We start from the raw sequence: 24,832 nt of genomic DNA on the forward strand, positions 1-24,832 counted from the left end.
GGCGGGCGATCAGGCCGGCTGGGTGTCCCGCCGGCGGAAGCCCACCAGCCCGGCAGCGGTCGGTGCGGCCGCGACCACCGTCAACCACACGAGCGGCGTCACCGTGAGCGCGCCGCCCGGCAGCTTCGGCACGTGGGCGTACGGCGAGATGTCGAGCACCACCTGGTTGAGCCCGAACAGCGCGGCGACGATGCCCACCAGCACCCAGGTCGCCGGGATCTGGACGAAAGCGGCGCCGACGGCGCGTTCGAACGCGCCCGCGAGGTCGTCGGTTCGCACGCCGTGCGCCAGCCTTACCAGTGCTGCCGTGCCGGCGACGTTCCTTGCGAGGCCGGGCATCTTCCCAATGTAGGACCGGTCAGCTCGTGGTGCAGACGTTTCCGTTCAGCGTGTACGACAGCGGCAGGATGTTCGGACCGCTGTACGCGCCGACGAAACCGACGCCTGCGCTGCCGCCAGGCTCGATCACGGCGTTGAAGTCGGCGTTGGTGACGGTCACGGTGGTGCCGGACTGTGTCCACGTGCCGTTCCACCCGGAGTCGACCCGCTGCAGCGCCGTCGGCCAGCGGAACGTCAGCGTCCAGCCGTTGACGGCCTGGGTGTCGTGGTTGGTGATGTCGAGGTTGGCGACGAACCCGCTGCCCCAGTTGGACGTGTCGGTGAGGTGGACGGCGCAGGCGCTCTCGGCGGGAGTGCCCGTGGTGATGGTCAGCGGAGGCGACGCCCACGAGACCGCGCCTCCGGTGTCGCGGGCGATCACGTTGACCGTGTACCGGCTGCCGGGGTTGAGGTTGTAGACCGTGAACGACGTCCCGGGCGTCTCGCCCCACTGCTCGCTGGTCGTGGTGTTGTGCAGGTGGATCTCGTACTTCGCGATCGGCTTGGCGCCGGCCTTGGCCGCCGGCCAGGTCAGCGTCGCGCTGGTGTCGGTGACCGCGCTGACGCCCGGCTGGCCGGGTGCGCCCGGAGCGCCGGTGGTGGCCTTGGCGGGGTGCATCACCAGCGTGGTCAGCGAGTACGGCGGCAGGGTCTGGCTGGTCGCGGTGCCCGTACTGGCCGTGGTGACCGCCGTGTCGCCGTTGACGAACGTGTGCACGGTCGGCGCCGAGGTGGCCGGTGTGTAGCCGGCGTAGTCGATGGCCACGGTGTGCGCGTTGTCGGGGTCCTGGTTCACCAGCAGGACGGCCAGGTCGCCGTTCGGCCGGCGGGCGGCGTGGGCGGTGACCGTGCCGCGGTCGCTGCCGGCGCCGATGAACTGGTCACCGGGACGCGCGTACAGGTTGAGCATTCCGAGCGCGTAGTAGGGCGCGAACGGCGTGTTCAGCTCCGGCTCGCACACGTTGTCCGCGTCGCAGACGCCGCTGGACAGCAGGCCGAAGTCGTCGTAGTCGGTGTGGCCGGCGACCTCCGACACCGTGCCGATGCCGTTGTGGGTGTTCCACCACTGCACGGTGAACACACCCTGCTCCAACAGGCCGGCGTACGACTCGGCGGCGAACAGCGCGCCGGGCTGGGTGGTGCGGCCGACGGAGGTGTTCATCTCGGTGAGCGCGATGCCGAGCCGGCCGGCGTTCGCTCCGGCGTACTGCGCGATCTGCTTGCGCACCAGGTAGATCATGTCCTTGACCTGCTGGGGCTTGGCGAACGTCTCGGCCGCGGTGGCGCCGCCGGGGTACCAGTGCAGGATCACGAAGTCGACGTACGGGCCGGCGATCGAGAGCACCGTCTGGTTCCAGGTCGCGGGATCGCCGCCCGCGACCACGCCGTCCGGCCAGTTGGCGGGCGTGGTGAGCACCGCGCCGATCTTGATCGTGGGGTCGACGGCCTTCATCGCCCGGGAGAAGTTGACGACCTCGCTGGCGTACCCGGTCGGGCTCTTGTCGGCGTGGTTGTCGGCCTCCCACTCCGCGCCGTAGTGGCCGTTCCCGTAGAGCTCGTTGCCGATCTCCCAGTACTTCACGCCGTAGCCCTTGACCACGTTGGCCTGGCGGACCCAGCCGGCGGCCTCTTCCGGCGAACCGGTGCCGTAGTTGGCGATCACCATGGCCTGCGCGCCGGCTCCGCGCACGCCGGCCATGAACGTGTCGAAGTCGGTGTCCGGCGCGACGTAGCCGCCTGGTGCGGTGTGGGTCTCCCAGTGGTAGATGTCGCCGTACGAGCCACCGGGGTAGCGCATCATTTTCACTCCGGCCGCGCCGAGCAGGCCGGTCGTCTGCGTGGTGCCGAGGTTGGCGTCCCAGACCGCGTGGTTGATGCCGAGGCCGGTGGTGGGCATCGTGGCCAGGCCCGCACGCGCGTTCACGGCCACGGTGGTGTCCGGCGCGGGCTCCGCCTGGGCCGCCGGCAGCGTGGACAGGCCGGCGGTCAGCGGGATCAGGGTCGCGACGACGGTGGTCGCGAACGCGGCGCGGCGCAGACGTGCGGTGGGCATGTGAGCTCCTGGATCGGGGCATGGTGCGGCGACGGTGGGATGGGAGCGCTCCCAAGCGGAGCGTAGGACGCCCGGCCGTGGTCGTCAACGAGAGCGTCGAACGGCACTAAACCGATCTGGGAGCGCCGGCGTCTTGGGCTAGTGAGAGTGAGTTTTCCGGCAGGCGATCGGGAGGAGCGGGATGCCGAGGCTTTCCGATGCCGACTTCAGTGAGTTCGTCCGGGCTCGCTCCGCCACTCTGCTGCGTACCGCGTATCTCCTCACCGGGGATCGCGGCCATGCGGAGGACCTGCTGCAGACCGTGCTGGCCAAGGTCTACGCGTCGTGGGGCCGGATCCGCGAGCCGCAGGCGGTCGAGGCATACGTCCGGCAGGCGCTGGTCACGACGGCGACGTCCTGGTGGCGGATGCGGGCCCGCCGGCCGGAGCGGCCGGCGGGCGACGACGTGCCCGACATCGGTGTCTCTCCTCGCACGGACGAGGTGGACGAACGCGATCGGCTGTGGTCCGCACTGCTCCGGCTGCCAGCGCGCCAGCGGGCTGTGCTGGCGCTGCGCTTCTACGAGGACCTCAGCGAAGCCCAGACGGCGGCCGTCCTCGGCTGCGCGCCGGGGACGGTCAAGGCGCACACGCATCAGGCGCTCAAGCGGATGCGCCAGGCGCTCGACGAACAGCCGACCACTCTGATCCGGGAGGAATCGTGAACACGCCGATCGAGGACCGTGTACGTGACCTCCTCGCCGACCGGACCGCTGAGGTGTCGCCGCCGGCCGACTGGGAGGAACGAGTCGTGTCGGCGGGCCGGCGACGCCGGGTCCGGCGGCGGGCCGGAGCGATCGGCGGGGTCGCGATCGCCGTGGCTCTGGTGGTCCTGGCCTCCGGTACGTCCCTGCCGCAGGCGTTGCGTGGCTTCGATCCGGCCCGGCCGTCGGATACCGGCAGCACGAGGATCAACCCGGACCGGCTGCCGCAGGGCGCGCCGACCGAGCGGCTCTACGCGACGGGGAAGTTCGAAGGCCCGTCGACGGTCGTCGCCGGCGACACCACGTGGACGGCAAGGGAGCGAGTCGGCACACTGCTCCCGGCCGGCGACGGCGTTGTGGTGGGGCTGAGGTGGGACGAGGAAAAGCTGGTCTACCACCGTTCGGACGGTTCGGAGAAGGTCCTGCAGTCACCGGCGAACGCGGTCGGGGTCGCGGTCTCGGCCGACGGCAAGCGGGTGGCCTGGATGGACTCTCGCGACGACGGCGACCGGCTCGGCTATCTCAGGCTTGCCGAGCTGCCCAGCGGACGGATCATCCGGTCGACGCCGGTCGCGGTGTCCGCCCTGCCGAAGCAAGGTACGCCCCGCGTCGCGGCGTTCTTCGGCGATCGGGTCGTGCTGATGTACGAGAGCGTGCAGTCGCCGTACGCCTGGGATCCGGCGAGCAACCGGATCGAGCCGCTGCTCGGCACGTCCTACGCGGGCAAGCAGGGTCAACTCGTGGCCGCCCGGGCACCGGACACCGTCCTGTTGCGGGACGCCAAGGGCTGCGTGCACAACCTGCGTCCCGCCGACCCGCGGCCGGTCGAACGCTGGAAGGAGTGCGGGCTCTCGCCGGAGCCGCTGACCGACGTGCGGATCAGCCCCGACGGACGGTGGTTCGCGGGCCTCCAACCCGACAGCGGCAGGATCTGGGTGCGCGAGCTCGCCACCGGACAACTGCAGTGGATGGACGACCTCGGCCCACGCGTGTCCGAGGACCGGAAGCTGCAGCGAACCGTTTCGGAGCTGCGGTTCAGTCAGCTGGCCTGGGAGTCGTCCGGGGAACTGCTGCTGACCTACGGCACTCCGGGCGACCTCGACGGAGAGATCGCCGACCTGCTCCGCTGCGCGGCCGACCGTCCCGCCTGCGAACGCGTCCCCACCGCGACCGGCGACCGCGTGACGCGCCTCGCCGAGTAGGTCGCGCTCAGAGCTGGAACACCAACCGGGCCGGCACCCGGCCTGCCAGGAGCTCCTCGAAGCACGCGCCGGCATCGGCCAGCGCCCGCGGCTCGGCGACCACCCTCGTCCGGCCGGCCGCGTGCAGCGCGAACACCTCCGTGAGGTCCTGCCGCGTGCCGACCACCGAGCCCAGCACCGAGATCCCCTCCAGCACCGAACGGAAGATCGGCAGCTCCACCGTCGCGTCACCACCGGGAAGCGCCACCATCACCAGCCGCCCACCCCGGCGCAACGACCGCAACGCCTGCTCGTACACCCGCGCCGAGGCGGCCAGCACCACAGCGACGTCGGCGCCTCCGACCTGGCGCAGGGCCTCGGCCGGGTCGGCCGTACGTGCGTCGACCAGCTGGTCGGCACCGAGCTCCGCCGCCAAATCCAGCTTGGCCTGATCGATGTCGACGGCGCTGACCAGGCCGCCGACGATCCGGGCGTACTGCACCGCCAGGTGGCCGAGCCCGCCGACGCCGAACACCGCCACCCGTTCGGCCGGCGTGACGCGGGCGACCTTGATCGCCTTGTACGTCGTCACGCCGGCGCAGGTCAGCGGTGCCGCGTCGAGCGACGAGACGCCTTCCGGCACCTCGACGACGCCGTTGGCGTAGGCCAGGGCGTACTCCGCGTGCGTGCCGTCGACGGTGTACCCAGTGTTGAGCTGGCGCCGGCACAGCGTCTCCCAGCCCGTGAGGCAGTAGCGGCAGCGCCCGCACGCGGTGGCCAGCCACGGAACGGCGACCCGCCTGCCCTGCAGCGGGCTCGGCGTGTCCGGGCCGACCGCCTCCACCACGCCGATGCCCTCGTGGCCGGGTACCAGCGGCAGCTTGGGCAGCACCGGCCAGTCTCCCGACGCGGCGTGCAGGTCGGTGTGGCAGAGCCCGGAGGTCTCGATCCGCACCAGCAGCCGGCCAGGGCCAGGTTCAGGTACGGGAACGTCCCTGGTCTCCACGGGCTGCCCACACGCGGTGATCACGACTGCTCTCATCGTTCGGCCCTCCCCTGCGCTGCTGACATCCAGCCAAGCCTTGCGCATGCCCGCCACCGGCGGGGGTAGGGCGATGAACATTGGTGCCGCGTCTTCCCGCACTTTGGAGACCTGGTACCAGCTACCCCCTTGCTGCGGTGCGGCCCGTTCCCTCCGTCCAGGCCGCACCGCTGCTTGTGGCCGCGGATTCGATACGCGTGGTTTTGAGCGGTTCGGAACCGGGTAGGGGCGCCGCCGGCACTAAGCGAGGTGAACTGGCCATGGTCGCAACTGATCCTCCCGCAGCTGGGAGGGGCACCGCCCCTGCCAGCGCAGGTCCGCAGACGTCCGACGTAGGCACACCGATCTACGACGCCTTATGCCGGGAACTCGGCGATCCCACCCAGCGCAGCGAGGCGTTCGACCAGAGCCTGGTCGACCTCGACGCCTACATCGACCAAACCCTGCACGGCGACGCGAACGGCTCCGCCAAGCACTGAGCGCACGAGGCACCGAGCCGGGTCGAGCCGGTGAAACGGGCCCACGTTGCCGACGGACGTTAATCTCCAAGGCATGACCTACGAGGTGAGCCCGTGACCGCGAGCGTGATCGCGGTCAACCGCAACGGCACCTACACCTTCACCAAACCCAACCGCGACAGCATCATGCTGCTCGCCGGGCTGGGTGTCGACGGCGACGTGCACGCCGGCGTGACCGTGAAGCACCGCTCGCGAGTCGCGCGCGATCCGTCGCAGCCGAACCTGCGGCAGGTGCACCTGATGCACCAGGAGCTGTTCGACGAGGTGGGCCGGGCCGGCTTCACCGTGCTGCCCGGCAACCTCGGCGAAAACATCACCACCAGTGGCATCGACCTGCTGGGGCTGCCCACCGGCACGCTGCTGCGGATCGGCGACGAGGCGGTGGTCGAGGTCACCGGCCTGCGCAACCCGTGCGTGCAGATCGACAACTTCCAGCCCGGCTTGCTGAAACAGGTTGTCTTCAAGGGCGACGACGGCGAGCTGGTACGCAGGGCCGGCATCATGAGCGTCGTACGAACGGGTGGCGTCGTCCGTCCCGGCGACCCGATCGTCGCGGATTACCCGGACGCGCCGCACCATCCGCTCCAGCCCGTGTAGCCGGCGTCGGCCCGGATCAGCCGCCGGCAGCGAGCCCGAACGCCAGCAGGCACCGCTGATCGGTCACCGCGACCAGGCTGGCGTACGGCTCATAGCTACGGCGTCCGGGTGAACAGCCGGCCCGCCAGGTCGATGCCCGCCACCGAGCCGTCCGCGCCGCGGGTGAAGAAGCCGCGCAGCCCCGACAGGCCGCCCTCGGTGACGATGTACTCGTCGCCGGGCAGCAGGCCGAACTCCGCCGGCGGGTAGTCCGGCGGCAGCTCCATCTCGGCGTTCTCGCGCAGCTCGGGCCGCAGCAGGCATTCCATCACCAGCTTGGAGCCGTCGGCTTCGATCGTGAGCGTCATCGCGTCGTTCTCGTACCCGCCGGCGACCTCGCGAGCGCGGGCATCGTCGTACGGCATCGGCTCCGGGTCGCGGTCGTCGAGGCCGGCGAAGTGCTGCAGCGCGAAGCGGACCGCGGCCTGGTTGAACGTCGTGCCGGTGGGGCTGGTGTTCGACAGTGAGATCACCGCGAAGTCGCGCTCCGGCACGATCAGCAGCTCGGCGAACTGGCCGTTGGACGAGCCGCCGTGGCCGATCGCGCGCACGCCGTCGACCTCGCGCAGGAACCAGCAGATGCCGATCGCGTCGCCGAGACTGCTGCCTTTCAGCTCGACGGTCGGCACGCGCATCCGGTGCAGGATCTCGGCGGGCACGACCCGCGTACCGTCTGTAACACCTTCTGGGTTACGACCGTCGCCGAGGTGGAACCGCGCCCAGCGCAGTGCGTCGGCCGCGCTCGCCGCGATGCCGCCGCCCGGATTGTGGGCGCGCCAGTGTCGCCACGGGCGGGCGACCTCGAGGTTGCCGTCCTGGTCGGCGTTGTGGCCAACGGAGAACCTCCGGGTCATCACGTCGTCGCGGTTGAAGAACGTGCTGGCGAGGCCGACCGGCTTCGTGACGAGCTCGGCGATCGCCTGCTCGTAGGTCTGGCCGGTGACCTTCTCGATCAGCCGGCCGAGCAGGTTGTAGCCGGACTGGCTGTACGAGGCGCGGGTTCCTGGCGGCGCGATCAGCTTCAGCTCGGCCAGCTTCTCCGTCTGCCGCGCCTGGGCGTCGTCGCCCTCGCCGGTGTCGACCTGGAGCGACCAGTCGAGGCCCGAGGTGTGGTTGAGCAACTGCAGGACGGTGACCTCGTTCGTTGCCCGCTCGTCGCTCAGGCGTAGCTCCGGGATGTAGCGGCGCACCGGAGCGTCCAGCTCGACCCGGCCGTCGGCCACCAGACGTAGCAACGCCGTCGAGGTGTAGGTCTTGGTGACCGAGCCGAGCAGGAACAACGTGTGCTCGTCGACCGGTTCGGGGTGCTCGACGTTGGTCACGCCATGGCCGGCGTAGGTCGCTTCTCCGTTCGCCCACACGCCGACGACCACACCCGGAACGGCCAGCTCGGTGGCCTTCTTGGCGACGAACTCCTGGAACTGAGTCATGGTGATCCCTCCGACTTGAACTAAGTACAAGTGGGAGCCTAGAGCCGAGTTGAACAAAGTGCAAGTAGGATTCTCGACATGCCGCGAGACACGCTGACCGCCGAACGAATCGTCCAGGCCGCGATCGAGCTGCTCGACGCCGAAGGCCTCGACGGCCTCAACCTGCGCGCGCTCGGCAAGCGCCTCGGCTCCGCCGCGACGGCGGTCTACTGGCATGTCGAGAACAAGGACAACCTCGTCCGCCTCGCCGTCGACTCGGTGTGGTCCGAGGTCGAACTCCCCGACTACGAGGCCGTCGGCTGGCGCACCGCCGCGACGACGATGGCCGCCAGCATGCACGCGATGCTCACCCGCCACCCGTGGATCGGCCAGGCGTTCGGCAGCTACCTCATCTACGGCGCCGGCAAGGCCCGCTGCGACGACCACGCCATGGCGATCTACGAGCACGCCGGTTTCTCGCCCGAAGCGGCGGACCAGGCGCTGGCCACCGTCTTCATCTTCGTGCTCGGCTCGGCGCTCGGCCGGGCCGCGGAGGTCTCACTGGCCCGGCGGCTCCGCAAGGACGGCGCCGACCCGGAGCAGGCCATGGCCGACACCGTGGCGAAGGCCGTGGAGATCGGGATGGCGTACCCAAGGCTGCGGCAGCGGTTGCTGAAGGATCCGGAGCCGGGCTACCTCGACGCGCCGCCCGACACGTTCGAGTACGCCCTGGCCACCATCCTCGACGGTCTCGAACTGCGGCTGACCGCCTGACCACGCCGCGGCCCGGCCAGCCGCTTCACTCGACCCGGTTCACGTCGTGCTCGTCAACGCCGCGCCGTCTCGCGTGCGAGGTAGCGGAGCACGGCGTAGACCAGCGACCCGTCGACCGCCTTGCCGTCCAGCACCATGTCGACGACTGCGTCCCACGGCTGGAGGGACACGTCGACGACCTCGTTCTCGTCGAGGTTGGTCGGCCCCGGCCGCAGGTCGCGGGCCACGTAGACGTGGCAGGTGTGCACCATCGTGCCGGGCAGCGGGTTGAAGCGCCCGAGCACCTCGATCTCGCCGGCGACGTAGCCGGTCTCCTCGGCCAGCTCGCGCAACGCGGCGTCCTGGGGCTGCTCCCCCGGCTGGATGCCACCGGCCGGCAGGTCGTACAGGACTCGCCGCAGCGGATGGCGATACTGCCGCGTCAGCACGACCTGCCCGTCCTCGGTGAACGCCAGAACGGATGCCGAACCCGCGGAGTCGAGATAGTGATAGTCCATCTCGCCGCCATCCGGCCTGCGCAAGCGATCCCTGACGACGGTGATCCAGTTGTCGAACACCACTTCCGAGCCGAGGACACGCCACTCCTGCGAAGCCGCTCCGTTCTGCATCCGTCCAGCATGGCAGGCTCACGGCATGGCACGTGGCACGGTCAAGTTCTTCAAGGCCGAGCGCGGCTGGGGCGCCATCGAGTCACCCGACCTCCCTGCCGGGCTGGGCGACGCCTGGGTCCACTTCAGTGCGATCGAGATGGACGGCTACCGCTCGCTCGAAGCCGGCGACGAGGTCGAGTTCGACTACGAAGAAGCACAGCAGGACAGCTTCCGCCTCCGCGCCATCCGCGTCCGCAAGCTCTGAGCCGGCGGCCGCCGCCTACTGGAAGGCGAAGTAGCGCAGCCAGAGGTACGGCGTCGCGGTGAGGATGGTGGCCAACGTGACCACCAGGCCGTACTTCGTGAACTCCCAGAACGAGATCGGCTTGCCCTCACGTTCGGCGATGCCGAGCGCCACGACGTTCGCCGACGCACCGATCGCGGTGGCGTTGCCGCCGAGGTCGGCGCCGATCGCAAGGGCCCACCAGAGGACGTGGCCATGCCCGGAGTTCGAGCCGCCGCCCGCCGACACGAGCTCGGCGACGATCGGGCTCATGGTGGCGACGTACGGGATGTTGTCGATGATCGCCGACAGGCCGGCCGAACCCCACAGCAGAGCCATCGTCGCGGTGAGGGGACGGTCGCCGACGGCGGAGGTGGCGGCGTTCGCGACCGCGTCGATGACACCGGTGTTGACCAGCGAGCCGACCATGACGAACAGTCCCGCGAAGAACGCGAGCGTCGGCCACTCCACGTCCCTGGCCACCTCGGCCGCGTCCAGGCGGGACAGGCCGAGCAGCGCGAGGCCACCGACCAGCGCCACGACCGACGGCTCCAGGTGCAGGACCGTGTGCAGGACGAACGCCGCCAGCACCACGGCGAGGACGGCCAGCGAGACGACGAGCAACCGCGGGTTGTCGATCGCGTCGCGCTCGCGCAGCGCCATCACCGACTCGGCGCGTTCCTCGTGGTGTACGAAGGCCCGCGCGAACAGCACCCGGCACAGCCCGACGAACACGACCATCACGATCGCCACGAACGGCGCGAGGTGGACGATGAAGTCGTTGAACGTCAGCCCCGCCCGGCTGGCGATGATGATGTTCGGCGGGTCGCCGATCAGCGTGGCGGTGCCCCCGATGTTCGACGCCATCACCTCGGCGATGAGGTACGGCGCGGCGCGTACGCCCAGCCGGTCGCAGACCAGGAACGTGACCGGCGCGATCAGCAGCACGGTCGTGACGTTGTCGAGCATCGCCGACACGACCGCGGTCACCACGACGAGGATCACCATCACGCGGAACGGCCGGCCGCGGGCGCGCTTGACGGCCCAGATCGCCAGGAACTCGAAGACGCCCGTACGCCGTAGCACCGAGACGATCAGCATCATGCCCAGCAGCAGGAACACGACATTCCAGTCGATGCCGGAGTCCTCGGAGAAGAACGCGTGCTCGGCGTCCGTCGCGCCGACGACCAGCATGACCGCCGCGCCACCGCACGCCGCCGCGACCCGGTGCACCCTCTCGGTCGCGATCAGGACGTAGGCGATCACGAACACCGCGATCGCGATCAAGGCTGCCGCGTCCATCGGACCGAGGCTATCGGACGGTCAGGCGCCCTCCGGCTTCGTCAGCCGCCGGCCGGCGCGAGCAACCTCACGCCCCGAGCTCGGCCAGGATCGCCTGCGCCTGCCGGAGGTGCTCGCTCGCGGCCACCTCGTCACCACGGGCCCGTTCGGTCTCGCCGAGCCGTTGCAGCATCCCCGCCTGGTTGTGCCGGTCGCCGAGTTGCTCGTAGAGGGACAGCGCCTGGCGGAAACAGTCGCCGGCTTCAAGGTGGTCGCCGGTGAGGTGGAGGACGCGGCCCAGCAGCTCCCAGCTGGATGCCCCGCCGTAGAGGTGTCCCGACGCCGCGCCCCACTCGATCGACTGGCGCAGATACCCCACCGCCAGCTGATAGTCGCCGAGCTCGGCGAGGAGCCAGCCGAGGCCCGACAGGGCGTCGGCCTCACCCGCGCTGTGGCTGATCCGCCGGTAGAGGTTGAGTGACTGCCGCATGTGCTCCAGGCCCTCGCGGGTCCGGCCCATCGTGCCCAGCACCCACCCGATCTTGTGCTGCGCCCGGGCCCGCCCGGCGGCATCGCCGACCTCGGTGTACGCCAGCAGCGACCGCTGGGCGTGGTCGTAGGCCAGCAGCAGCCGGCCGAGCCGGATGTACGGGCGGATCAGGCTGTCGTGCGCGCGAGCCTGCGCCGGCCGGTCACCCGCGCGTTCGGCGGCGGCGAGCGCCGTGCTCTGCGCGGCCACCCAGTCCTCCCAGTGGCCGTGCCGGTCGAGATAGTCGACCATCGTCCAGGCCAGTTGCCAGGCGTGGGTCTCGAAGCCGCCACCGTCCGCCGCGGTGATGGCCGCGAGCAGCACCTGGTGTTCGGTGGTGAACCAGCCGAGCGCCTGCCCGGCGTCGGCGAAGGACTCCGGTTGCGTACCCACGTGCACCGGTAGCGGGCTGATCGGCTCCCGGCTGGGGTTGAGCATGCGGTCCGCGGCGTGCGCGGTGTGGAGGTAGTGGTCGAGCATCCGGTACGTCGCCGCGCGCTGCGCGTCTGGGGAGTCGGTCCGCGCCAGCTCACCGGCGTACGCCCGCAACAGGTCATGGAACGTGTACCGGCCGGGCCGGTGCTGCGTCAGCAGGTGCGCCTGCGTGAGCTCGCCCAGCAGCGACCGTACGCGCGCCAGCGGAACGCCCGCCAGGCTGGCGGCCGCCGCGAGCGAGATGTCGGGTCCGCGATGGTGACCGAGCAGCCGGAACAGCTGCGCCGCCGCCGGGCTGAGCTGGTGGTACGACCACGAGAACACCGTGCGTACGTCGGCCGTCGTGTCGCCCGGGTCGGAGTCGGTGAACGCGTCCAGCCCATTGCCCGCCGCGGTCAGCTCGTCGGCCAGCGCACGCAGCGAGAAGCCGGGATGCGTGGCGGCCCGGGCGGCGACGATGACGAGCGCGAGCGGCAGCCGGGCGCACGCCTCGATCAGGTCCGCGACCGCCTGCGGTTCGGCGTCAACCCGGTCCTGGCCCAGCCGGCGGGCCAGCAGCTCGCGGGCCTCGTCGGTGGTCAGCAGGTCCAGCAGCAACGGCCGCGCCGCCTCCACGCCGACCAGGCTGGTGAGCTGGTTGCGGCTGGTCACCACGACCAGGCAGCCGGGCGCACCGGGCAGCAGCGGGCGCACGTGCTGGCTGTCACGCGCGTTGTCGAGGACGATCAGCATCCGCCGGTCCGCCAGCAGGCTGCGGTACAGCCCGACCTGCGCGTCGAGACCGGCCGGGATCCCGCGCCCACCACTCCCCGTGGGTACGCCGAGCGCGTCGAGGAAGCCGCGCAACGCCTCGGCCGGCGTGACCGGCTGCCCGGTCGGATGGAAGCCACGCAGGTTGACGTACAACTGGCCATCCGGGAAACGATCGGCCACGCGGTGGGCCCAGTGCACGGCCAGCATCGTCTTGCCGATCCCGGCCGTTCCCGACAGCGCCGAGATCACCACCGCCTCCTGCCGCGGCCGCCCCTGCCCGGTGTCGCTCGGCAGCAGCTCGTCCAGCCTGGCCAGCTGCGCCTTTCGCCCGGTGAAACCGCCGATCACGGGCGGCAGCATGCGCGGTGTCGTCCGCCCGCCGGCCTCGGAGACGGTCGCCGGCTCCTCAGCGACACCAGCCGGTGCCTCGGCACGCGACTCGTGCAGCGACGGGTCACCGGCCAGGATCCGCCGGTGCAGCTCCTGTACGGGTGCGGACGGCTGGATGCCCAGCTCGTCGTCCAGCAGCCGGTGCAACTGCCGGTAGACCTCGAGCGCGTCGGCCTTGCGACCGCCCCTGGTCAGCGCCAGCATCCGCAGCTGCCACAGCGACTCGCGCAACGGATACCGCTGGACCAGCTCCTCCAGCTCGCCGGCCACGTCGGCGTGCCTGCCGGTCGCCAGCTCCGCGGTGAGGCACTGCTCGAACGCGTCCAGCCGGCGTTCCCGCAGCCGCCCGGCCTGGTCGCGTACCAGCGGTACGTCGATCGCCTCGAACGCCTCGCCCCGCCACAGGCCCAGCCCGGAACGCAGCAGCGCCGCCGCGGCGTCGGGTCGCCCGGCCGCCAGCTCGCGCTGGCCTGCCTCGATGCTCTGCTCGAACCTCTCGAGGTCGAGCTGTCCGGGTGGTACATCCAGCTGGTACCCGCCCGACCGGGTGTGCAGCGTCGTCGCGACCTCCAGCGAGCCGAACAGCTTCCGCAGCCGGTAGACACACGACTGCAGCGTGACCTTGGCGGCCGGCGGCGGCCCGCCGGGCCACAGCTGGTCGATCAGCCACTCGCTGCTCACCGTTCGCCCGCGTTCGACCACGAGCAGGGCCAGCAGGCCGCGCTGCCGGGCGGCGCTGACCTGCACCGACCGGCCGTTCGCGACCAGTTCTACCGGCCCGAGTACGCGAAGCTCCACTGCTCACCTCCCCAGCCAGGTCGACGCGACGGCGAAAACACCATCATGTCGGCCAACTACCCAGGACGCCCCACCAAAGACGACGCGAGCCGGCGGTCAGGACGCTGCGAGCAGCTTCGCCACCTCGTCGCGATGGTGAGGTTCGGAATGGCTGTCCACGTAGAACGCGAACCGGTCGGCTAACAATCCGCTCACCAGTGCGAGGTCCGGTCCGTCGTCCGGGCCGCGCAGGTGGCATGGCGGCGGATAGTAGCTGTCGCCGAGCAGCAGTACGCCCGAGTCGGGCACCTCGACGACCAGCGAGTCGGGGGCGTGCTGCCCGCCGACGTGCCGCAGCCGGACGTCTCCGTCGAGATCGAGCGCATCGGCGAACGTCCGGTGCGGCGGCAGGATCGTGAACCCGTCCCAGTCCGGCATCGCCCGCGCCCGGGCGCTGAAGCTCGGCTCGAGCAACGGGTTCGCGGCAACTTGGGTACGTAGGTAATCGTGGCTCCACGGCCGGGCGGCCTCGTGCTCGAGCAGCGGTCCGGCCGCGGCGTGCGCCACGATCTCGACGCCGGGCCAGGCGCACGCGCCCCACACGTGGTCCCAGTGGTGGTGGGTGTAGACGAGGGTACGGACGGCGGGCAGGCCGGCCTCCACGATCGCCTGCTGGACGGCACGGGCGACGGCCGGGCTGTTTCCGGCGTCGACGGCGATGCTTCCGGTGGGATCGGCGATCACGGCGACGGATCCTTGGATGTTGTCCTCGCGCGGGTCGGCGGGATAGAGCCAGACCCGGCCGGCGAGCTGCTGCAGCACGTCGCCCAGCCTAAGGCGTAGCTCCGACACGAGCCGGTTGTAGAGGACACAGGATGTCCACTACGGCGTGCGATCCTCGGGCACATGGTGAGAATCGGCGTGATCTGCCTCAACGCGAAGGACTGGAAGCGGGCGGCGGCGTTCTGGTCGGAAGCCCTCGGATACACACCTCATCCGCAGGCACCGGACATCCTCGTTCCGCCGGACGGGAACGGACCCAGCCTGGCCCTGTACCAGCGGGACCGGACGCACCTCGACCTCTGCCCGCCGAGCGCCGAGCAGCAGGAGGCCGAGATCGACCGGCTGGTGGCGCTCGGCGCGGAGCGCGTGGAGGACTGGCCGTACCCCGAGGGCGCGGACTTCGTCGTGCTGCGCGACACCGAGGGCAACCTGTTCTGCGTACTCGACCATCCGTGAGTCGGGTCGGGCTCGGACGCGGCTGGCACGTCTGGCACCCTAACGTTCCACAGCAGGCCAGGCCCGGCCAAAGACGCTCGTGCCGAATCGGGCTGGGCAGGATGTACTACCGTTGGGAAGCGGTTGCCGTTGATCGTCCGCACGTGAGCAGCTCGACGGCGGCCTTTGGAGGGCCGGGCCGATTGGGGAGCAGGGATGAGCCAAGCTGAGATTCCACCGGGCGTGGATCCGACCCGGCCGAGCTCAGGCAGGATGTACGACTACTACCTCGGCGGCACCGAGAACCTGCCCGTCGACCGCGAGGCCGTACAACGGATGCTCGACCTCGGACTCGACCTCAGCGACATGGCCTGGGCCAACCGCGGGTTCCTGCAGCGGGCCGCGAGCTGGATGGCGGCCGAGCACGGCATCGACCAGTTCATCGACCTCGGCGCCGGGCTGCCCACGCAGAACAACACCCACGAGGCTGTGCAGGCCATCAGGCCGACCGCCCGGGTCGCCTACGTCGACAACGACCCGATGATCCTCGCGCACGCGCAGTCGCTGCTCGAAGGCACCGAGCACGTCGTCTACATCTCCGGCGACTTCCGCGAGCCCGACAAGACGCTGAACCACCCCGAGGTCCGCGAGCTGATCGACTTCAGCCGGCCGGTCGGGCTGATGTGTGTCGCGCTCTTACATTTCGTCAAGGACTCCGAGCAGCCGAGGGCGCTGATCTCGACCTACCTGGACGCGGTGCCGTCCGGCAGCTTCCTCGCGATCTCGCATGCGACGGCCGACCAGCTGATTCCGGCAGCGGAGAGCGGCTCGGTCCAGGCGTACAGCAACTCGACGGCGCAGATGAACTTCCGGAGCAAGCAGGAGGTCACGGGGCTGTTCGACGGGCTCGAGATCGTCCCGCCGTACCCCGGCGCCGTACCCGAGCCGACCTGGCTCGGCTTGTGGGCTGCCGAGGACCCGGACGCCGCCGACAGCGAGGGCGGACGCCTCGGCTACTGCGCGGTCGGCCGCAAGCCCTGAACCGCGATCCCGCGACTCGTTCGCTCCAGAGCTACCGGAGGCAGGCAGTGAAGATCGGTTTCAGCTCCTACAGCTTCAGGGCGGCGATGACCGCCGGGACGATGACGTTGGATGACGTGTTCGACTGGATCGGTGCCAATGGCGGCGATCACCTGGAGCTCGCGCAGTTCGGCCTCACGCCGGACAGCGGCGACATCGACTGGAACCTCGACGACGACCCGGCGCTGGTCGAGGCGCTGGCGTCGGCGAGTGCGCGGTCCGGGGTGGAGCTCTCCGGAATCTGCATCGGCTCCAGCTTCATCGGTGATCCGACCTTCGTCGACGCCCAGGTCAAGCGCGCCAAGCACCACGTCGAGCTGGCCGACCGGCTGGGCATGCGTTTTCTCCGCCACGACGTCACACCGTGGGCGCTGAAGGACGCCGGCGTCGCCGAGGTCGACGCGACGCTGCCGGTGCTGGCGGAGGCGTCCAAGCAGATCGCGCAGCACGCCGCGACGTACGGCATCACCACCAGCGTGGAGAATCACGGCTTCTTCATCAACGCGAGCGAGCGCGTCCGCCGGCTGATCCAGGCCGTCGACGAGCCGAACTTCAAGACCACGCTGGACGTCGGCAACTTCCTCTGCGTCGACGACGACCCGCTGCTGGCGGTCCGGGCCAACCTGCCGCACGCGTCGTTCGTACACCTGAAGGACTTCTACATCCGGCCGGAGTCGTTCGCGCTGACCGACGGATGGCTGCGGACGGCCGGTGGGCGCTACATCCTCGGGGCGATCGTCGGCTACGGCGACGTGGACCTGCCCGCGATCTGCCGGTCGGTGACCGAGTCCGGCTACGACGGTTTCGTCTCGATCGAGTTCGAAGGGCTCGAGGAGCCGCGACTGGCCTGCGAGCGCGGGCTGGCCAACGCGCGCGCCCTGCTCGCCGCCTAGACATCTGCTGGACGTCGCGTCCTGAGTCGCGGGAAGCTGCCACTATGTGTCTGTGGCGACTCCCGGGGCTCGGCGAACGGGCGATGTGTTGGCGAGGTTGGCTCTCCTGGTCGGCTTGGCGCTCGCACTCTCCGGCTGCCTGGACGTCCGGTCGTCGCTGGTGGTCGCGCCGAACAACACGGTGAGCGGTGAGCTGCTGCTCCTCGCCGACCGAAGCCAGCTGAGCGAAGAGGAGGGATCGCTCGCGGAGTCGTTCGCGAAGTGGCGGGCCGAGCTGCCGGACCTGCCGCCGGGCGAGGAGAGCGTCTACGACGAGGGCGGCAAGTACGGCACGCGCATCCGGTTCAGCTCCCTCTCGTTCGACGACTTCAGCCAGGGCAAGGCGTTGCAGCTGATGCGGAAAGGCAACCGTGTCATCTTCTCCCTGTCGCTCGACCCGGCGGCGTACGTCCGGCCGAACCGCCCCTTGAAGGACGCCCGCTCGCTGCTGGAGACGATGACGTTCGACATCAAGGTCACCCTGCCGGGGAAGGTCCAACGCCACAACGGTTCGCTGTCCGGCCGTACGGTGTCGTGGCAGCTCGGCAAGGGCACCGAAGCCTCCGAGCTGCGCGCCGAGTCCGTCCTGCCGGTCTCGACGCCTTCGCCGAAGCCCGCGGCCGCCACCGACTCCACGCTTGACTCCCGCCCGCGCTGGCCGTTGATCGGCGGCGGCATCCTGATCGCCGCCGGCCTGGTCCTCGGCGTCCTGGCCTGGCGTCGCCGGGCAGAGCGGTAGCCCGTTCGCCCGATACCCTGTGCGGCTGAAGGGAGGGTGAGCTGTGCAGCCGTGGGGAGTGCCGGAGGAGCGGGTCGGGCCGTACCGCTTGCTGGCCGAGCTGGGTTCCGGGGGCATGGGGCGGGTCTACCTCGCCAGCGGGCCGGACGGTGGACTGGTCGCCGTCAAGCGGATCGATCCCAGGTATGCCGCCGACGCTGGGTTCCGGGCTCGGTTCGCGCGGGAGGTCGACGCGTGCCGGCGGGTGTCGGGCGCGTACACCGCGGCGGTGATCGCAGCCGATCCGGAGGCTCCCACGCCGTGGCTGGCATCGGTTTACGTACCCGGTCCGTCGCTGGCGGAGGCGCTGGAGTCGGGTCCCCTGCCGGAGGAAGCCGCCGTTCAGCTGGCGGCCCGCCTGGCGACCGCGCTCGGCGACATCCACCGGGCCGGGCTGGTGCACCGCGACCTCAAGCCCTCCAACGTGCTGCTGGCCGACGACGGCCTGCGCGTGATCGACTTCGGCATCGTGCGCGCCATCGACACCGGCGACCCCGAGACGACGCTCACCGCACTCCCCCTCGGCTCGCCGTCGTACATGTCGCCCGAGCAGGCGCTGGCCCGGCCGGTCACCTCGGCGAGCGACCTGTTCAGCCTCGGCACGATCCTGGTCACCGCCTGCACCGGCCGCAATCCGTTCGCGGTCGCAAGCGACCTGCAGGCGACGCTGAACGCGATCATCAACGCCCAGCCGGACCTCAGCCTCGTACCACCGCGGCTACGCCGGATCGTCGCCTGGTGCCTGGCCAAGGACCCGGCGGCCAGGCCCACGCCGGCGCAGCTGCTGGAGGCGATCGCGCCCATCGCACCGACGCCGCGGCCCTGGCCGGCAGCGGTCTACGACCAGATCGCAAGGCGGCGAGCCGACCTCGACCGCCTGCTCACCGGAGGACCCGCGCCGGCGCACCGCCATGCTGCGCCGACACCGACACCGACGCCGCCGGCCGATGCGACGCGGCAGTTTCCACGCCCCGAAGGCCTTGCCACGCAGGAGGTTCCGCCGCCGCCGGGCCGGCGGTCGAGGGTCCCGTTCTGGATCTGGGCCGCCGGCGCGGCGCTCGCGGTCGCGGCCGTACTCGGGGTCGCGGTGGCCTGGGACCTCGTGACCGAGGGACGAGCCGACGTCACGTCCAACTCGACGCCCAAGCCGACGCAGTCCGCCAAGCCCAAGGCCACACCCACACCGACCCCCACACCGACGCCGACTCCAACCCCCACACCGACTCCCACGGAGACGGCCCCGGCCGTCCCGCCCACCGGTGCCATCGTCGGCTACGGCGACAAGTGCGTCGACGTCAAGGGCGAGGAGACGGCCAACGGCACACCCGTGGAGATCTACACCTGCCACGGCGGCGTCAACCAGCAATGGACGCTCTACCCCGACGGCTCACTGCGCTCCATGTACAAATGCCTGGACGCCACCGCGGGCGGCATCGACAACGGCACGAAGATCCAGCTCTACGACTGCAACGGAACGCCCGCCCAGCAGTGGGTCGCCCAGTCCGGACAGCTGATCAACGTCAAAGCCGGCAAGTGCCTCGACCTGACCAACTGGAGCACCGAAGACGGCACCCAGCTACAGATCTGGGACTGCGGCGGCGGCGCCAACCAGCAGTGGAAACTCCCGACCTAGAAGGCCGTTCACCGGCCGGTCATTTGGCCGACCACAGCGCCTCCAGCACAGCCGACGCGGCGCGCTCGGCCTCCCAGGTACCCGTCTCCCGCGCCATGTCCAGGCTGGTCCGCGCCAGCGCCTCCGCCTCGGCGTGGTCATCGGTCGCGTACCGGATCCGGGCCTGCAGCGCGGTGGCCTTCGCCCGTACGGCCAGGTGCCCGCCCGTCCTGGCCAGCGAGTTCGCGGAGCCGACCGCGGCACTCGCGGCCTCGAACTCGCGTCGAGCCAGGTGAACGTCGGCCAGCACCAGCAGCGCCTCGGCATGCTCCAGCGGGTTCGCCAGCGACTCGTGCAGCGTCACCGCATCGTACAGATAGCGCAGCGCGAGCCCGGTCCAGCCCATCGCCAGCAACGCCTCGCTGCGAATCGTCATAGCGATCGCCAGCAGCCGCTCCGATCCGGACTCGCGTGCGTACAGCAACGCGGCGTCGGACCGGTCGAGCGCCTGCCGTGCGTCTCCGAGGTCGCGGCACACGTTGGCGAGGTTGCCCATCGCCGTCACGAGCATCGAGCCCACGCCGAGCCGGATCTCCAGCCGCAGCGCGGTCTCGAGGGACTCGCGCGCCGCCTCGAGCCGGCCCAGCTCGCGGTAGATCAGCCCGAGGTTGACCAGGCAGCCGGCCCGGCGGTACGGGTACCCGGAGTCCCCCAGCAGCTCACGCGCCTGCTCCAGCTCGGTGACCGCCGCCTGCAGGTTTCCCGTTTGGTACCGCGCCAGCCCCAGGTTGATCCGGAGTACGGCCTTGCCTTCGGTGTCGCCGAGCTCGTCCTGCACGGCCAGCGCCCGTTCGAACGGCTGGATCGCCGCGCCTGCGTCGCCGAGCTCGAGCCAGAGAACGGCTCGTTCGTTCAGCGCCGTCGCCTGCGCGGACAGCCAGCCGGAACGCTCGGTCAGCTCGACGGCCCGGTCGATGTGCTCCTCGGCGGCTTCGCAGTCGCTGACGCACCGCAGCGCCTGTCCGAGGCTGAGCTCGCAGATCGCCTTGCCAGGCAGGTCCCCGGCAGCGCGGGCGGCCGCCAGCCCGGACCGGGCGGTGGCCAGCCAGTCGTCGGGGAACCGGCGGCGCAGGAAGTAGACGCCGCGCAGCGCACCGGCGAGCTGCCACGCTCCAGGCCGCCCGGCGTCGGCGGCGTGCCGGGTCAGCGCGACGAGGTTCGCCTGCTCGCCGTCGATCCACGCCAGCGCGCCCGCGTCGTCGTCGAACGGTGCCCGCACGGACGCCGGCGGCTCGCGTTCCCACCGTACGAAACTGGGCGAGGCGAGCTCGACGGCCCGGCCGGCCGCCACGACGTACCAGTCGAGCAGCCGGTCCAGCGCCTGGACGCGTTCCGGCTCGGGCTCGTCGCGGTCGGCCAGCGCCCGGGCCTGGCTGTGCAGCAAGTCGTGCAGGCCGTACCGACGCGGGCCGCGGTACTCCACCAGGCACCGGTTCGCCAGCCCTTCCAGCAGCTCGCCGGCCACGTCGCACTCAAGACCGGCGAGCGCGGCAGCCGCGTCGAGGCTGAGGTCGGCGCCCGGGAACACGCCGAGCAGCCGGAACAGCCGGCGCTCGGGTTCGGTCAGCTTGCGGTACGAGAGGTCGAGTACGGCCTGCGGCGTGCCCGCCGGGTCGTCGGCGAGCCGCAGGCCGTGGATCGGGTTCACCTGGCGCAGCTCGGACACCAGCCCCGACAGCCCGCGGAACCGGTTGACCGTCACCTGGGCGGCCGCGACTCGCAGCGCCAGCGGTAACCGGCCGCACAGCTCGGCGAGCTCCGCGGTGAGGTCGTCCGGCGCTGGGTGCTCGCCTGCGTGGCTTGCCTGGTCCGCTTGGGCTGTCTGGGCTGTCTGGGCTGTCTGGCCTGTCTGGTCTTCGGTCAGTCGTCGTAGCAGCCGGGTGCTCTCGACCGAGGACAGCGGGCCGAGCTCGATCTGCCGCGCCAGCTCCAACGCCACCAGCGTCGGCAGCCGGTTGCGGCTGGTCACGACCGCCCGGCTGGCTCCGGGCCCGGGGAGCAACGGGCGGACCTGGCCGGCGTCGGCCGCGTTGTCGAGCAGCACGAGCACCTGGCGCTCGGCCAGCAGTGACCGCAGCAGTGCCGAAGCCTCCTCCGGCTCCCTCGGCACCCGTTCCGAGGCGATGCCGAGCGAACGCAGCAACTGCCCGAGCGCGTCGGTGACGGACAACTCCGGCTCCTCGGCGTACCCGCGCAGGTCGACGTACAGCTGGCCGTCGGGAAACCGGTGCGCGTTCCGGCCGGCCCAGTACAGCGCCAGCGCCGTCTTGCCGACGCCACCCGGCCCGTAGATGACGGTCAGCACGGAGTCGGTGGGGGCCTCGTCCAGTGCCCGCAGCTCCGGCTCCCGGCCGACGAAGACACCACCGAACCCGCGCAGCTGGCGGGGTACCGGCCGGTCCGTGGCCGGTTGTTCCGGCGCGTTCGCGGGCGGCTCGAGGTCGAGGGCGGGGTCGGCGTTGAGGATCTGCTCGTGCAGGTCTCGAAGCTGCCGGGTCGGCTGGACGGCGAGCTCGCTGTCCAGCACTGCGTACAGCTTCTGGTACGTCTCCAGCGCCTCGGACTGCCGGCCACAGCGGTAGAGCGCCAGCATGAGCTGCGCCCAGAACTCCTCGCGCAGCGGGTTGTTGTCGATCAGCGCGGGCAGCTCCGTCACCAGCTCGCGATGCCGGCCGAGCCGCAGGTCGGCCTCGATCCGGGTCTCCAACGCGAACAGCCGCAGCTGCTCGAGGCGTTCGACCTCGGTACGTACGGACGCGGATGGCTCGACGTCGGCGAGTGCCTGGCCGCGCCACAGCGCCAGCGCCTCGACCAGCACCCGCGCGGCCGCGCCGGGCTCACCCGACCGCAGGAGCTCGACGCCCTCGTGCGCCAGCCGCTCGAACACACCGGCGTCCAGTTCGTCCGGGCTGAGGTGCAACTCGTAGCCGGGCGACCGGCTGGCCAGCAGCTCACCGTCGACGTCGCCGAGCAGCCGGCGCAGTCGTACGACGTACCCGTGGATCTGGTTGGTGGCGCCGGCCGGGACCTGCTCGCCCCAGACCTCGTCCTTCAACCGCTCGACCGATACCGGATGCCCTGCCTCGAGCAGGAGAGCGACAAGCAACGAACGCTGCTTCGACGCCCCGATGCGAGTCCACCCGTCGGGGCCGTCGACCTCGACTGGTCCGAGCATCCGGATGCGCGCCACGACAGCCCAGCATGTCATGCGCACCTGCGAACGTGTACGCGGCGATTCAGGTTGCCTCCAGGCCCGGCGCCCAGGCTGGTGGACATGAGTAGCCACGCATCGTTCAACATCAAGCGCATCCGGGAGGTCGGGAAGGAGGAGTGGCCGCGCATGTCCGACTCCCTGGAGCGCATCCGATGGGACACCCAGGCGGCGACGTTGACTCCGGCGACGGCGTTCCAGGAGCAGGACGGCCGGTTGTCGTTCGAGCAGACGGGTGCGAAGTGGGACGCCGTGTGCCAGCGGCTGCTCTCGATCATGGACACGGGCGTGCGGAGACTGGACCGGGCCGGACGAGCGTTGGTCTATTGCGCCGACCACTACGAAGACACCGAAGACACGCACTCCAAGGCACTCAACCACGTCTTCGAGAAGCTGCAGGGGTAACCGTGACCTACAAGGACCCCAACAACATCGTCGAGCTCCGCGACGGCGCCTACTGGCGCACGATCGAGAACAAGGTCGACGCGCTCGCGGCCGCCGCTTTGCAGGCTGCAAAGGCCGAGGCGATCTCGCCCGACGACCCCACGATCAGCCCATGGGGGCCGTACACGACCAGGGACTTCAGCCGGCTGGTGATCCCGAAGAGCGACTGGTTCGTCCGCTTGCAGTCGTTCGTGCTGCCGAGTGTGGACGCCTGCGACCGCGCCTACCAGGAGCTCACCGCAGGCAACGGGCCACGGCAGGACCTCTACAAGAAGTTCACCCGCGAAGGCATCATCGCGGACAAGCTCGAGGACTGGGACGGCGATCCGGGCTCGGCATCGTTCAAGTTCAAGTACAACCACCTGCCCGCCACCCATGACGCGATCCGGATCCAGGCGGAGGCCATCACCTCACTCACCCTGATCATCCAGTCGCACGGCGCGATCATCAACTATGCAAGGGAACAGGCGCTGAACATCGTCAACGCGACCATCGCCCAGCTCGGCGGCACCGCCGAGGCACGGCAGCAGCAAGCCCTGCAGGGCTTGAAGAGCCTGGCCACCGATGTCCCGGATCTGGTGGTGAACGCGCTGACGGAAGGCCCGTGGAGTGCTGTGGCCGGTGTGATCACCAGGCTCAGCGGTACCGCGATCGGCATCGCCCTGACGGGTTCCAAGCCCTGGGACATCATCGACTCGATGATGGAGAACCTCGACACCCTCGAGAGGGATGTCCGGCAGAAGTCCGTTCTGGTGCGCGAAGCTCTCGACGCGCTCAACGAAGCCCTGAACGTCAAGGAGATCCTCCCTCCCGACGTCAACATCCCCGACTAGACCGACGGCAGGCGCTCCTCGGCGACCCGGAGGTGCCACTCGACGACGTCCGGCGGGGAGAACTGGAGTGCCCAGTGCAACTGGTAGAGGACGCGGTGCGCCCAGTAGGCCTGCAGGAGGTCCGCCGGGACGCGCGCGCTGAGCACCTCGTCGAGGCGTGCCGCGGCCGCAACGTCGTCGCGATCCGGGTTCGGGGTCTGCAGCGACCACTCCAGCTCGAAGCGGGTCTTGACCAGCGCGAGATGACGGTCGCCGCGATAGGCGCCGAGGTTCCAGTCGACGACTCCGGTGACCCTGCCCGCGTCGTCGAACAGGAGGTTGGGCGGAGTCAGGTCGATGTGCAGCAGGTCCGTACCGCCTGCCTGCCGCGGCGATCGCGTACCCACCTGGACGATCCTGTCCAGGATCCGCCGGCTGCGTTCGCTGTGGGCCGCCAGCACCTCGTGCCTCGGATACGGATCACCGCTGCGATCCAGGCACAGGGCCAGCAGCGGAACGTCGGGCCGGTCGGCGAGTAGACCGGCGAAGCGGTCGTTCAGCGCCACGACGGCATCGACCACCGCGCCGCTCATCCGGCCGGGCGGCGAGCCTGGCAAGCGTTCCTGCACCATGAGCACGTCCTCGTCGACCCTCACCACGAGATCGTGACGTGGAACGGGCAGCCCGCACCGGTGGGCGTGCGCCAGGACGCCGGCCGTACGTTCGGCGTCGCCTTGGCTTCCGATGAACCGGGTCACCACACCGGGCCGCCCGTCGGGCCACTCGACGAAGATCGCGCCACCCAACGTTCCCGCCTCCGCCCGCCCGACGGGTCGTAGCCGCACACCGGCGGCCTGGTTCACCGCCTCGACGAGCGCTTCGTCCGCAAGATCAGCCTGCACTACCGGCCCTCC

23 protein-coding genes are annotated in these 24,832 nt (G+C 70.6%); 13 read left to right on the forward strand and 10 right to left on the reverse strand.

Annotated features, from left to right (window positions below; all coding sequences use genetic code 11):
- Positions 1-9: 9 nt before the first annotated feature.
- Together ACYVF6_RS16585 and ACYVF6_RS16590 are read right to left on the reverse strand one after the other, a co-directional pair.
- The gene (locus ACYVF6_RS16585; protein WP_460522102.1) at positions 10-339 is read right to left on the reverse strand and encodes a hypothetical protein; all 330 of its coding nucleotides are present in this window, start codon (positions 337-339) and stop codon (positions 10-12) included.
- 19 nt (positions 340-358) lie between these two features.
- A complete protein-coding gene (locus ACYVF6_RS16590) occupies positions 359-2,431 on the reverse strand; it encodes a cellulose binding domain-containing protein (RefSeq protein ID WP_460522104.1) in 2,073 nt (690 codons plus the stop codon).
- 181 nt (positions 2,432-2,612) lie between these two features.
- Here ACYVF6_RS16590 and ACYVF6_RS16595 point away from each other — a divergent pair, with 181 nt between their 5' ends.
- Both ACYVF6_RS16595 and ACYVF6_RS16600 read left to right on the forward strand, forming a co-directional pair.
- Positions 2,613-3,134 carry a SigE family RNA polymerase sigma factor gene (locus tag ACYVF6_RS16595; RefSeq protein ID WP_460522106.1) on the forward strand — a complete coding sequence of 174 codons (522 nt, stop codon included), beginning with the start codon at positions 2,613-2,615 and terminating at the stop codon, positions 3,132-3,134.
- Positions 3,131-4,375, forward strand: coding sequence for a hypothetical protein (locus ACYVF6_RS16600; RefSeq protein WP_460522108.1), 1,245 nt, complete (start codon positions 3,131-3,133; stop codon positions 4,373-4,375). Before ACYVF6_RS16595 ends, ACYVF6_RS16600 begins: the two co-directional genes overlap by 4 nt.
- Positions 4,376-4,382: 7 nt before the next feature.
- Here the strand turns inward: ACYVF6_RS16600 and ACYVF6_RS16605 are convergent, their stop codons facing one another.
- Entirely contained in the window at positions 4,383-5,396 is a 1,014-nt protein-coding gene (locus ACYVF6_RS16605; RefSeq protein ID WP_460522110.1) for a zinc-dependent alcohol dehydrogenase, read from the reverse strand.
- 260 nt (positions 5,397-5,656) lie between these two features.
- On the opposite strand from ACYVF6_RS16605, the gene ACYVF6_RS16610 reads away from it, so the two are divergent.
- Together ACYVF6_RS16610 and ACYVF6_RS16615 are read left to right on the forward strand one after the other, a co-directional pair.
- Positions 5,657-5,875 (forward strand): hypothetical protein, encoded by a 219-nt coding sequence (locus tag ACYVF6_RS16610; RefSeq protein WP_460522112.1) that lies wholly within the window; start codon positions 5,657-5,659, stop codon positions 5,873-5,875.
- Positions 5,876-5,968: 93 nt separating this feature from the next.
- Positions 5,969-6,511: an MOSC domain-containing protein gene (locus ACYVF6_RS16615; RefSeq protein WP_460522114.1), complete on the forward strand. Its 543-nt coding sequence runs from the start codon at positions 5,969-5,971 to the stop codon at positions 6,509-6,511.
- A gap of 95 nt (positions 6,512-6,606) precedes the next feature.
- On the opposite strand, the gene ACYVF6_RS16620 is transcribed toward ACYVF6_RS16615, so the two are convergent.
- A complete protein-coding gene (locus ACYVF6_RS16620; protein WP_460522116.1) occupies positions 6,607-7,980 on the reverse strand; it encodes a serine hydrolase domain-containing protein in 1,374 nt (457 codons plus the stop codon).
- A 78-nt stretch (positions 7,981-8,058) separates the two neighbouring features.
- Here ACYVF6_RS16620 and ACYVF6_RS16625 point away from each other — a divergent pair, with 78 nt between their 5' ends.
- Positions 8,059-8,733: a TetR/AcrR family transcriptional regulator gene (locus tag ACYVF6_RS16625; RefSeq protein WP_460522118.1), complete on the forward strand. Its 675-nt coding sequence runs from the start codon at positions 8,059-8,061 to the stop codon at positions 8,731-8,733.
- 53 nt (positions 8,734-8,786) lie between these two features.
- Here the strand turns inward: ACYVF6_RS16625 and ACYVF6_RS16630 are convergent, their stop codons facing one another.
- On the reverse strand, positions 8,787-9,341 hold the full coding sequence (locus tag ACYVF6_RS16630; protein ID WP_460522120.1) for an NUDIX hydrolase: 555 nt from the start codon (positions 9,339-9,341) through the stop codon (positions 8,787-8,789).
- A gap of 25 nt (positions 9,342-9,366) precedes the next feature.
- Here ACYVF6_RS16630 and ACYVF6_RS16635 point away from each other — a divergent pair, with 25 nt between their 5' ends.
- The gene (locus ACYVF6_RS16635; RefSeq protein ID WP_460522122.1) at positions 9,367-9,588 is read left to right on the forward strand and encodes a cold-shock protein; all 222 of its coding nucleotides are present in this window, start codon (positions 9,367-9,369) and stop codon (positions 9,586-9,588) included.
- 15 nt (positions 9,589-9,603) lie between these two features.
- On the opposite strand, the gene ACYVF6_RS16640 is transcribed toward ACYVF6_RS16635, so the two are convergent.
- The 3 genes from ACYVF6_RS16640 to ACYVF6_RS16650 form a co-directional block, all read right to left on the reverse strand.
- Positions 9,604-10,908 carry an ArsB/NhaD family transporter gene (locus ACYVF6_RS16640; RefSeq protein ID WP_460522124.1) on the reverse strand — a complete coding sequence of 435 codons (1,305 nt, stop codon included), beginning with the start codon at positions 10,906-10,908 and terminating at the stop codon, positions 9,604-9,606.
- A gap of 67 nt (positions 10,909-10,975) precedes the next feature.
- On the reverse strand, positions 10,976-13,792 hold the full coding sequence (locus tag ACYVF6_RS16645; protein WP_460522126.1) for an AfsR/SARP family transcriptional regulator: 2,817 nt from the start codon (positions 13,790-13,792) through the stop codon (positions 10,976-10,978).
- A 96-nt stretch (positions 13,793-13,888) separates the two neighbouring features.
- Positions 13,889-14,593: an MBL fold metallo-hydrolase gene (locus ACYVF6_RS16650; RefSeq protein WP_460522128.1), complete on the reverse strand. Its 705-nt coding sequence runs from the start codon at positions 14,591-14,593 to the stop codon at positions 13,889-13,891.
- Between the two features lie 84 nt (positions 14,594-14,677).
- Between ACYVF6_RS16650 and ACYVF6_RS16655 the strand changes: the two genes are divergently transcribed.
- From ACYVF6_RS16655 to ACYVF6_RS16675, 5 genes are all read left to right on the forward strand, one after another.
- Positions 14,678-15,010 (forward strand): VOC family protein, encoded by a 333-nt coding sequence (locus tag ACYVF6_RS16655; RefSeq protein WP_460522130.1) that lies wholly within the window; start codon positions 14,678-14,680, stop codon positions 15,008-15,010.
- A gap of 195 nt (positions 15,011-15,205) precedes the next feature.
- The gene (locus ACYVF6_RS16660) at positions 15,206-16,030 is read left to right on the forward strand and encodes an SAM-dependent methyltransferase (RefSeq protein WP_460522132.1); all 825 of its coding nucleotides are present in this window, start codon (positions 15,206-15,208) and stop codon (positions 16,028-16,030) included.
- Positions 16,031-16,077: 47 nt separating this feature from the next.
- Positions 16,078-16,962, forward strand: a complete 885-nt coding sequence (locus ACYVF6_RS16665) for a sugar phosphate isomerase/epimerase family protein (RefSeq protein ID WP_460522134.1) — start codon at positions 16,078-16,080, stop codon at positions 16,960-16,962.
- Between the two features lie 115 nt (positions 16,963-17,077).
- Positions 17,078-17,740 (forward strand): LppM family (lipo)protein, encoded by a 663-nt coding sequence (locus ACYVF6_RS16670; RefSeq protein ID WP_460522136.1) that lies wholly within the window; start codon positions 17,078-17,080, stop codon positions 17,738-17,740.
- A 43-nt stretch (positions 17,741-17,783) separates the two neighbouring features.
- Positions 17,784-19,412: a protein kinase domain-containing protein gene (locus ACYVF6_RS16675; protein WP_460522138.1), complete on the forward strand. Its 1,629-nt coding sequence runs from the start codon at positions 17,784-17,786 to the stop codon at positions 19,410-19,412.
- A 19-nt stretch (positions 19,413-19,431) separates the two neighbouring features.
- On the opposite strand, the gene ACYVF6_RS16680 is transcribed toward ACYVF6_RS16675, so the two are convergent.
- Positions 19,432-22,641 carry an AfsR/SARP family transcriptional regulator gene (locus tag ACYVF6_RS16680; RefSeq protein WP_460522140.1) on the reverse strand — a complete coding sequence of 1,070 codons (3,210 nt, stop codon included), beginning with the start codon at positions 22,639-22,641 and terminating at the stop codon, positions 19,432-19,434.
- 84 nt (positions 22,642-22,725) lie between these two features.
- Here ACYVF6_RS16680 and ACYVF6_RS16685 point away from each other — a divergent pair, with 84 nt between their 5' ends.
- Positions 22,726-23,067, forward strand: coding sequence for a hypothetical protein (locus ACYVF6_RS16685; RefSeq protein WP_460522142.1), 342 nt, complete (start codon positions 22,726-22,728; stop codon positions 23,065-23,067).
- 2 nt (positions 23,068-23,069) lie between these two features.
- Complete coding sequence (locus ACYVF6_RS16690; protein ID WP_460522144.1) at positions 23,070-23,939, forward strand: hypothetical protein; 870 nt, start codon at positions 23,070-23,072, stop codon at positions 23,937-23,939.
- On the opposite strand, the gene ACYVF6_RS16695 is transcribed toward ACYVF6_RS16690, so the two are convergent.
- A complete protein-coding gene (locus ACYVF6_RS16695; RefSeq protein WP_460522146.1) occupies positions 23,936-24,820 on the reverse strand; it encodes a phosphotransferase in 885 nt (294 codons plus the stop codon). The two genes, ACYVF6_RS16690 and ACYVF6_RS16695, sit on opposite strands and share 4 nt — an antisense overlap.
- Positions 24,821-24,832 lie beyond the last annotated feature (12 nt).

This window comes from Flindersiella endophytica (genome assembly GCF_054779015.1).

Excerpts from the sequence above, each read along its gene's own strand:
- ACYVF6_RS16585 (WP_460522102.1), bottom strand. The coding sequence starts at position 339 with ATGCCCGGCCTCGCAAGGAACGTCGCCGGCACGGCAGCACTGGTAAGG.
- ACYVF6_RS16590 (WP_460522104.1), bottom strand. The coding sequence starts at position 2,431 with ATGCCCACCGCACGTCTGCGCCGCGCCGCGTTCGCGACCACCGTCGTC.
- ACYVF6_RS16595 (WP_460522106.1), top strand. The coding sequence starts at position 2,613 with ATGCCGAGGCTTTCCGATGCCGACTTCAGTGAGTTCGTCCGGGCTCGC.
- ACYVF6_RS16605 (WP_460522110.1), bottom strand. The coding sequence starts at position 5,396 with ATGAGAGCAGTCGTGATCACCGCGTGTGGGCAGCCCGTGGAGACCAGG.
- ACYVF6_RS16610 (WP_460522112.1), top strand. The coding sequence starts at position 5,657 with ATGGTCGCAACTGATCCTCCCGCAGCTGGGAGGGGCACCGCCCCTGCC.
- ACYVF6_RS16620 (WP_460522116.1), bottom strand. The coding sequence starts at position 7,980 with ATGACTCAGTTCCAGGAGTTCGTCGCCAAGAAGGCCACCGAGCTGGCC.
- ACYVF6_RS16625 (WP_460522118.1), top strand. The coding sequence starts at position 8,059 with ATGCCGCGAGACACGCTGACCGCCGAACGAATCGTCCAGGCCGCGATC.
- ACYVF6_RS16630 (WP_460522120.1), bottom strand. The coding sequence starts at position 9,341 with ATGCAGAACGGAGCGGCTTCGCAGGAGTGGCGTGTCCTCGGCTCGGAA.
- ACYVF6_RS16635 (WP_460522122.1), top strand. The coding sequence starts at position 9,367 with ATGGCACGTGGCACGGTCAAGTTCTTCAAGGCCGAGCGCGGCTGGGGC.
- ACYVF6_RS16640 (WP_460522124.1), bottom strand. The coding sequence starts at position 10,908 with ATGGACGCGGCAGCCTTGATCGCGATCGCGGTGTTCGTGATCGCCTAC.
- ACYVF6_RS16655 (WP_460522130.1), top strand. The coding sequence starts at position 14,678 with ATGGTGAGAATCGGCGTGATCTGCCTCAACGCGAAGGACTGGAAGCGG.
- ACYVF6_RS16660 (WP_460522132.1), top strand. The coding sequence starts at position 15,206 with ATGAGCCAAGCTGAGATTCCACCGGGCGTGGATCCGACCCGGCCGAGC.
- ACYVF6_RS16685 (WP_460522142.1), top strand. The coding sequence starts at position 22,726 with ATGAGTAGCCACGCATCGTTCAACATCAAGCGCATCCGGGAGGTCGGG.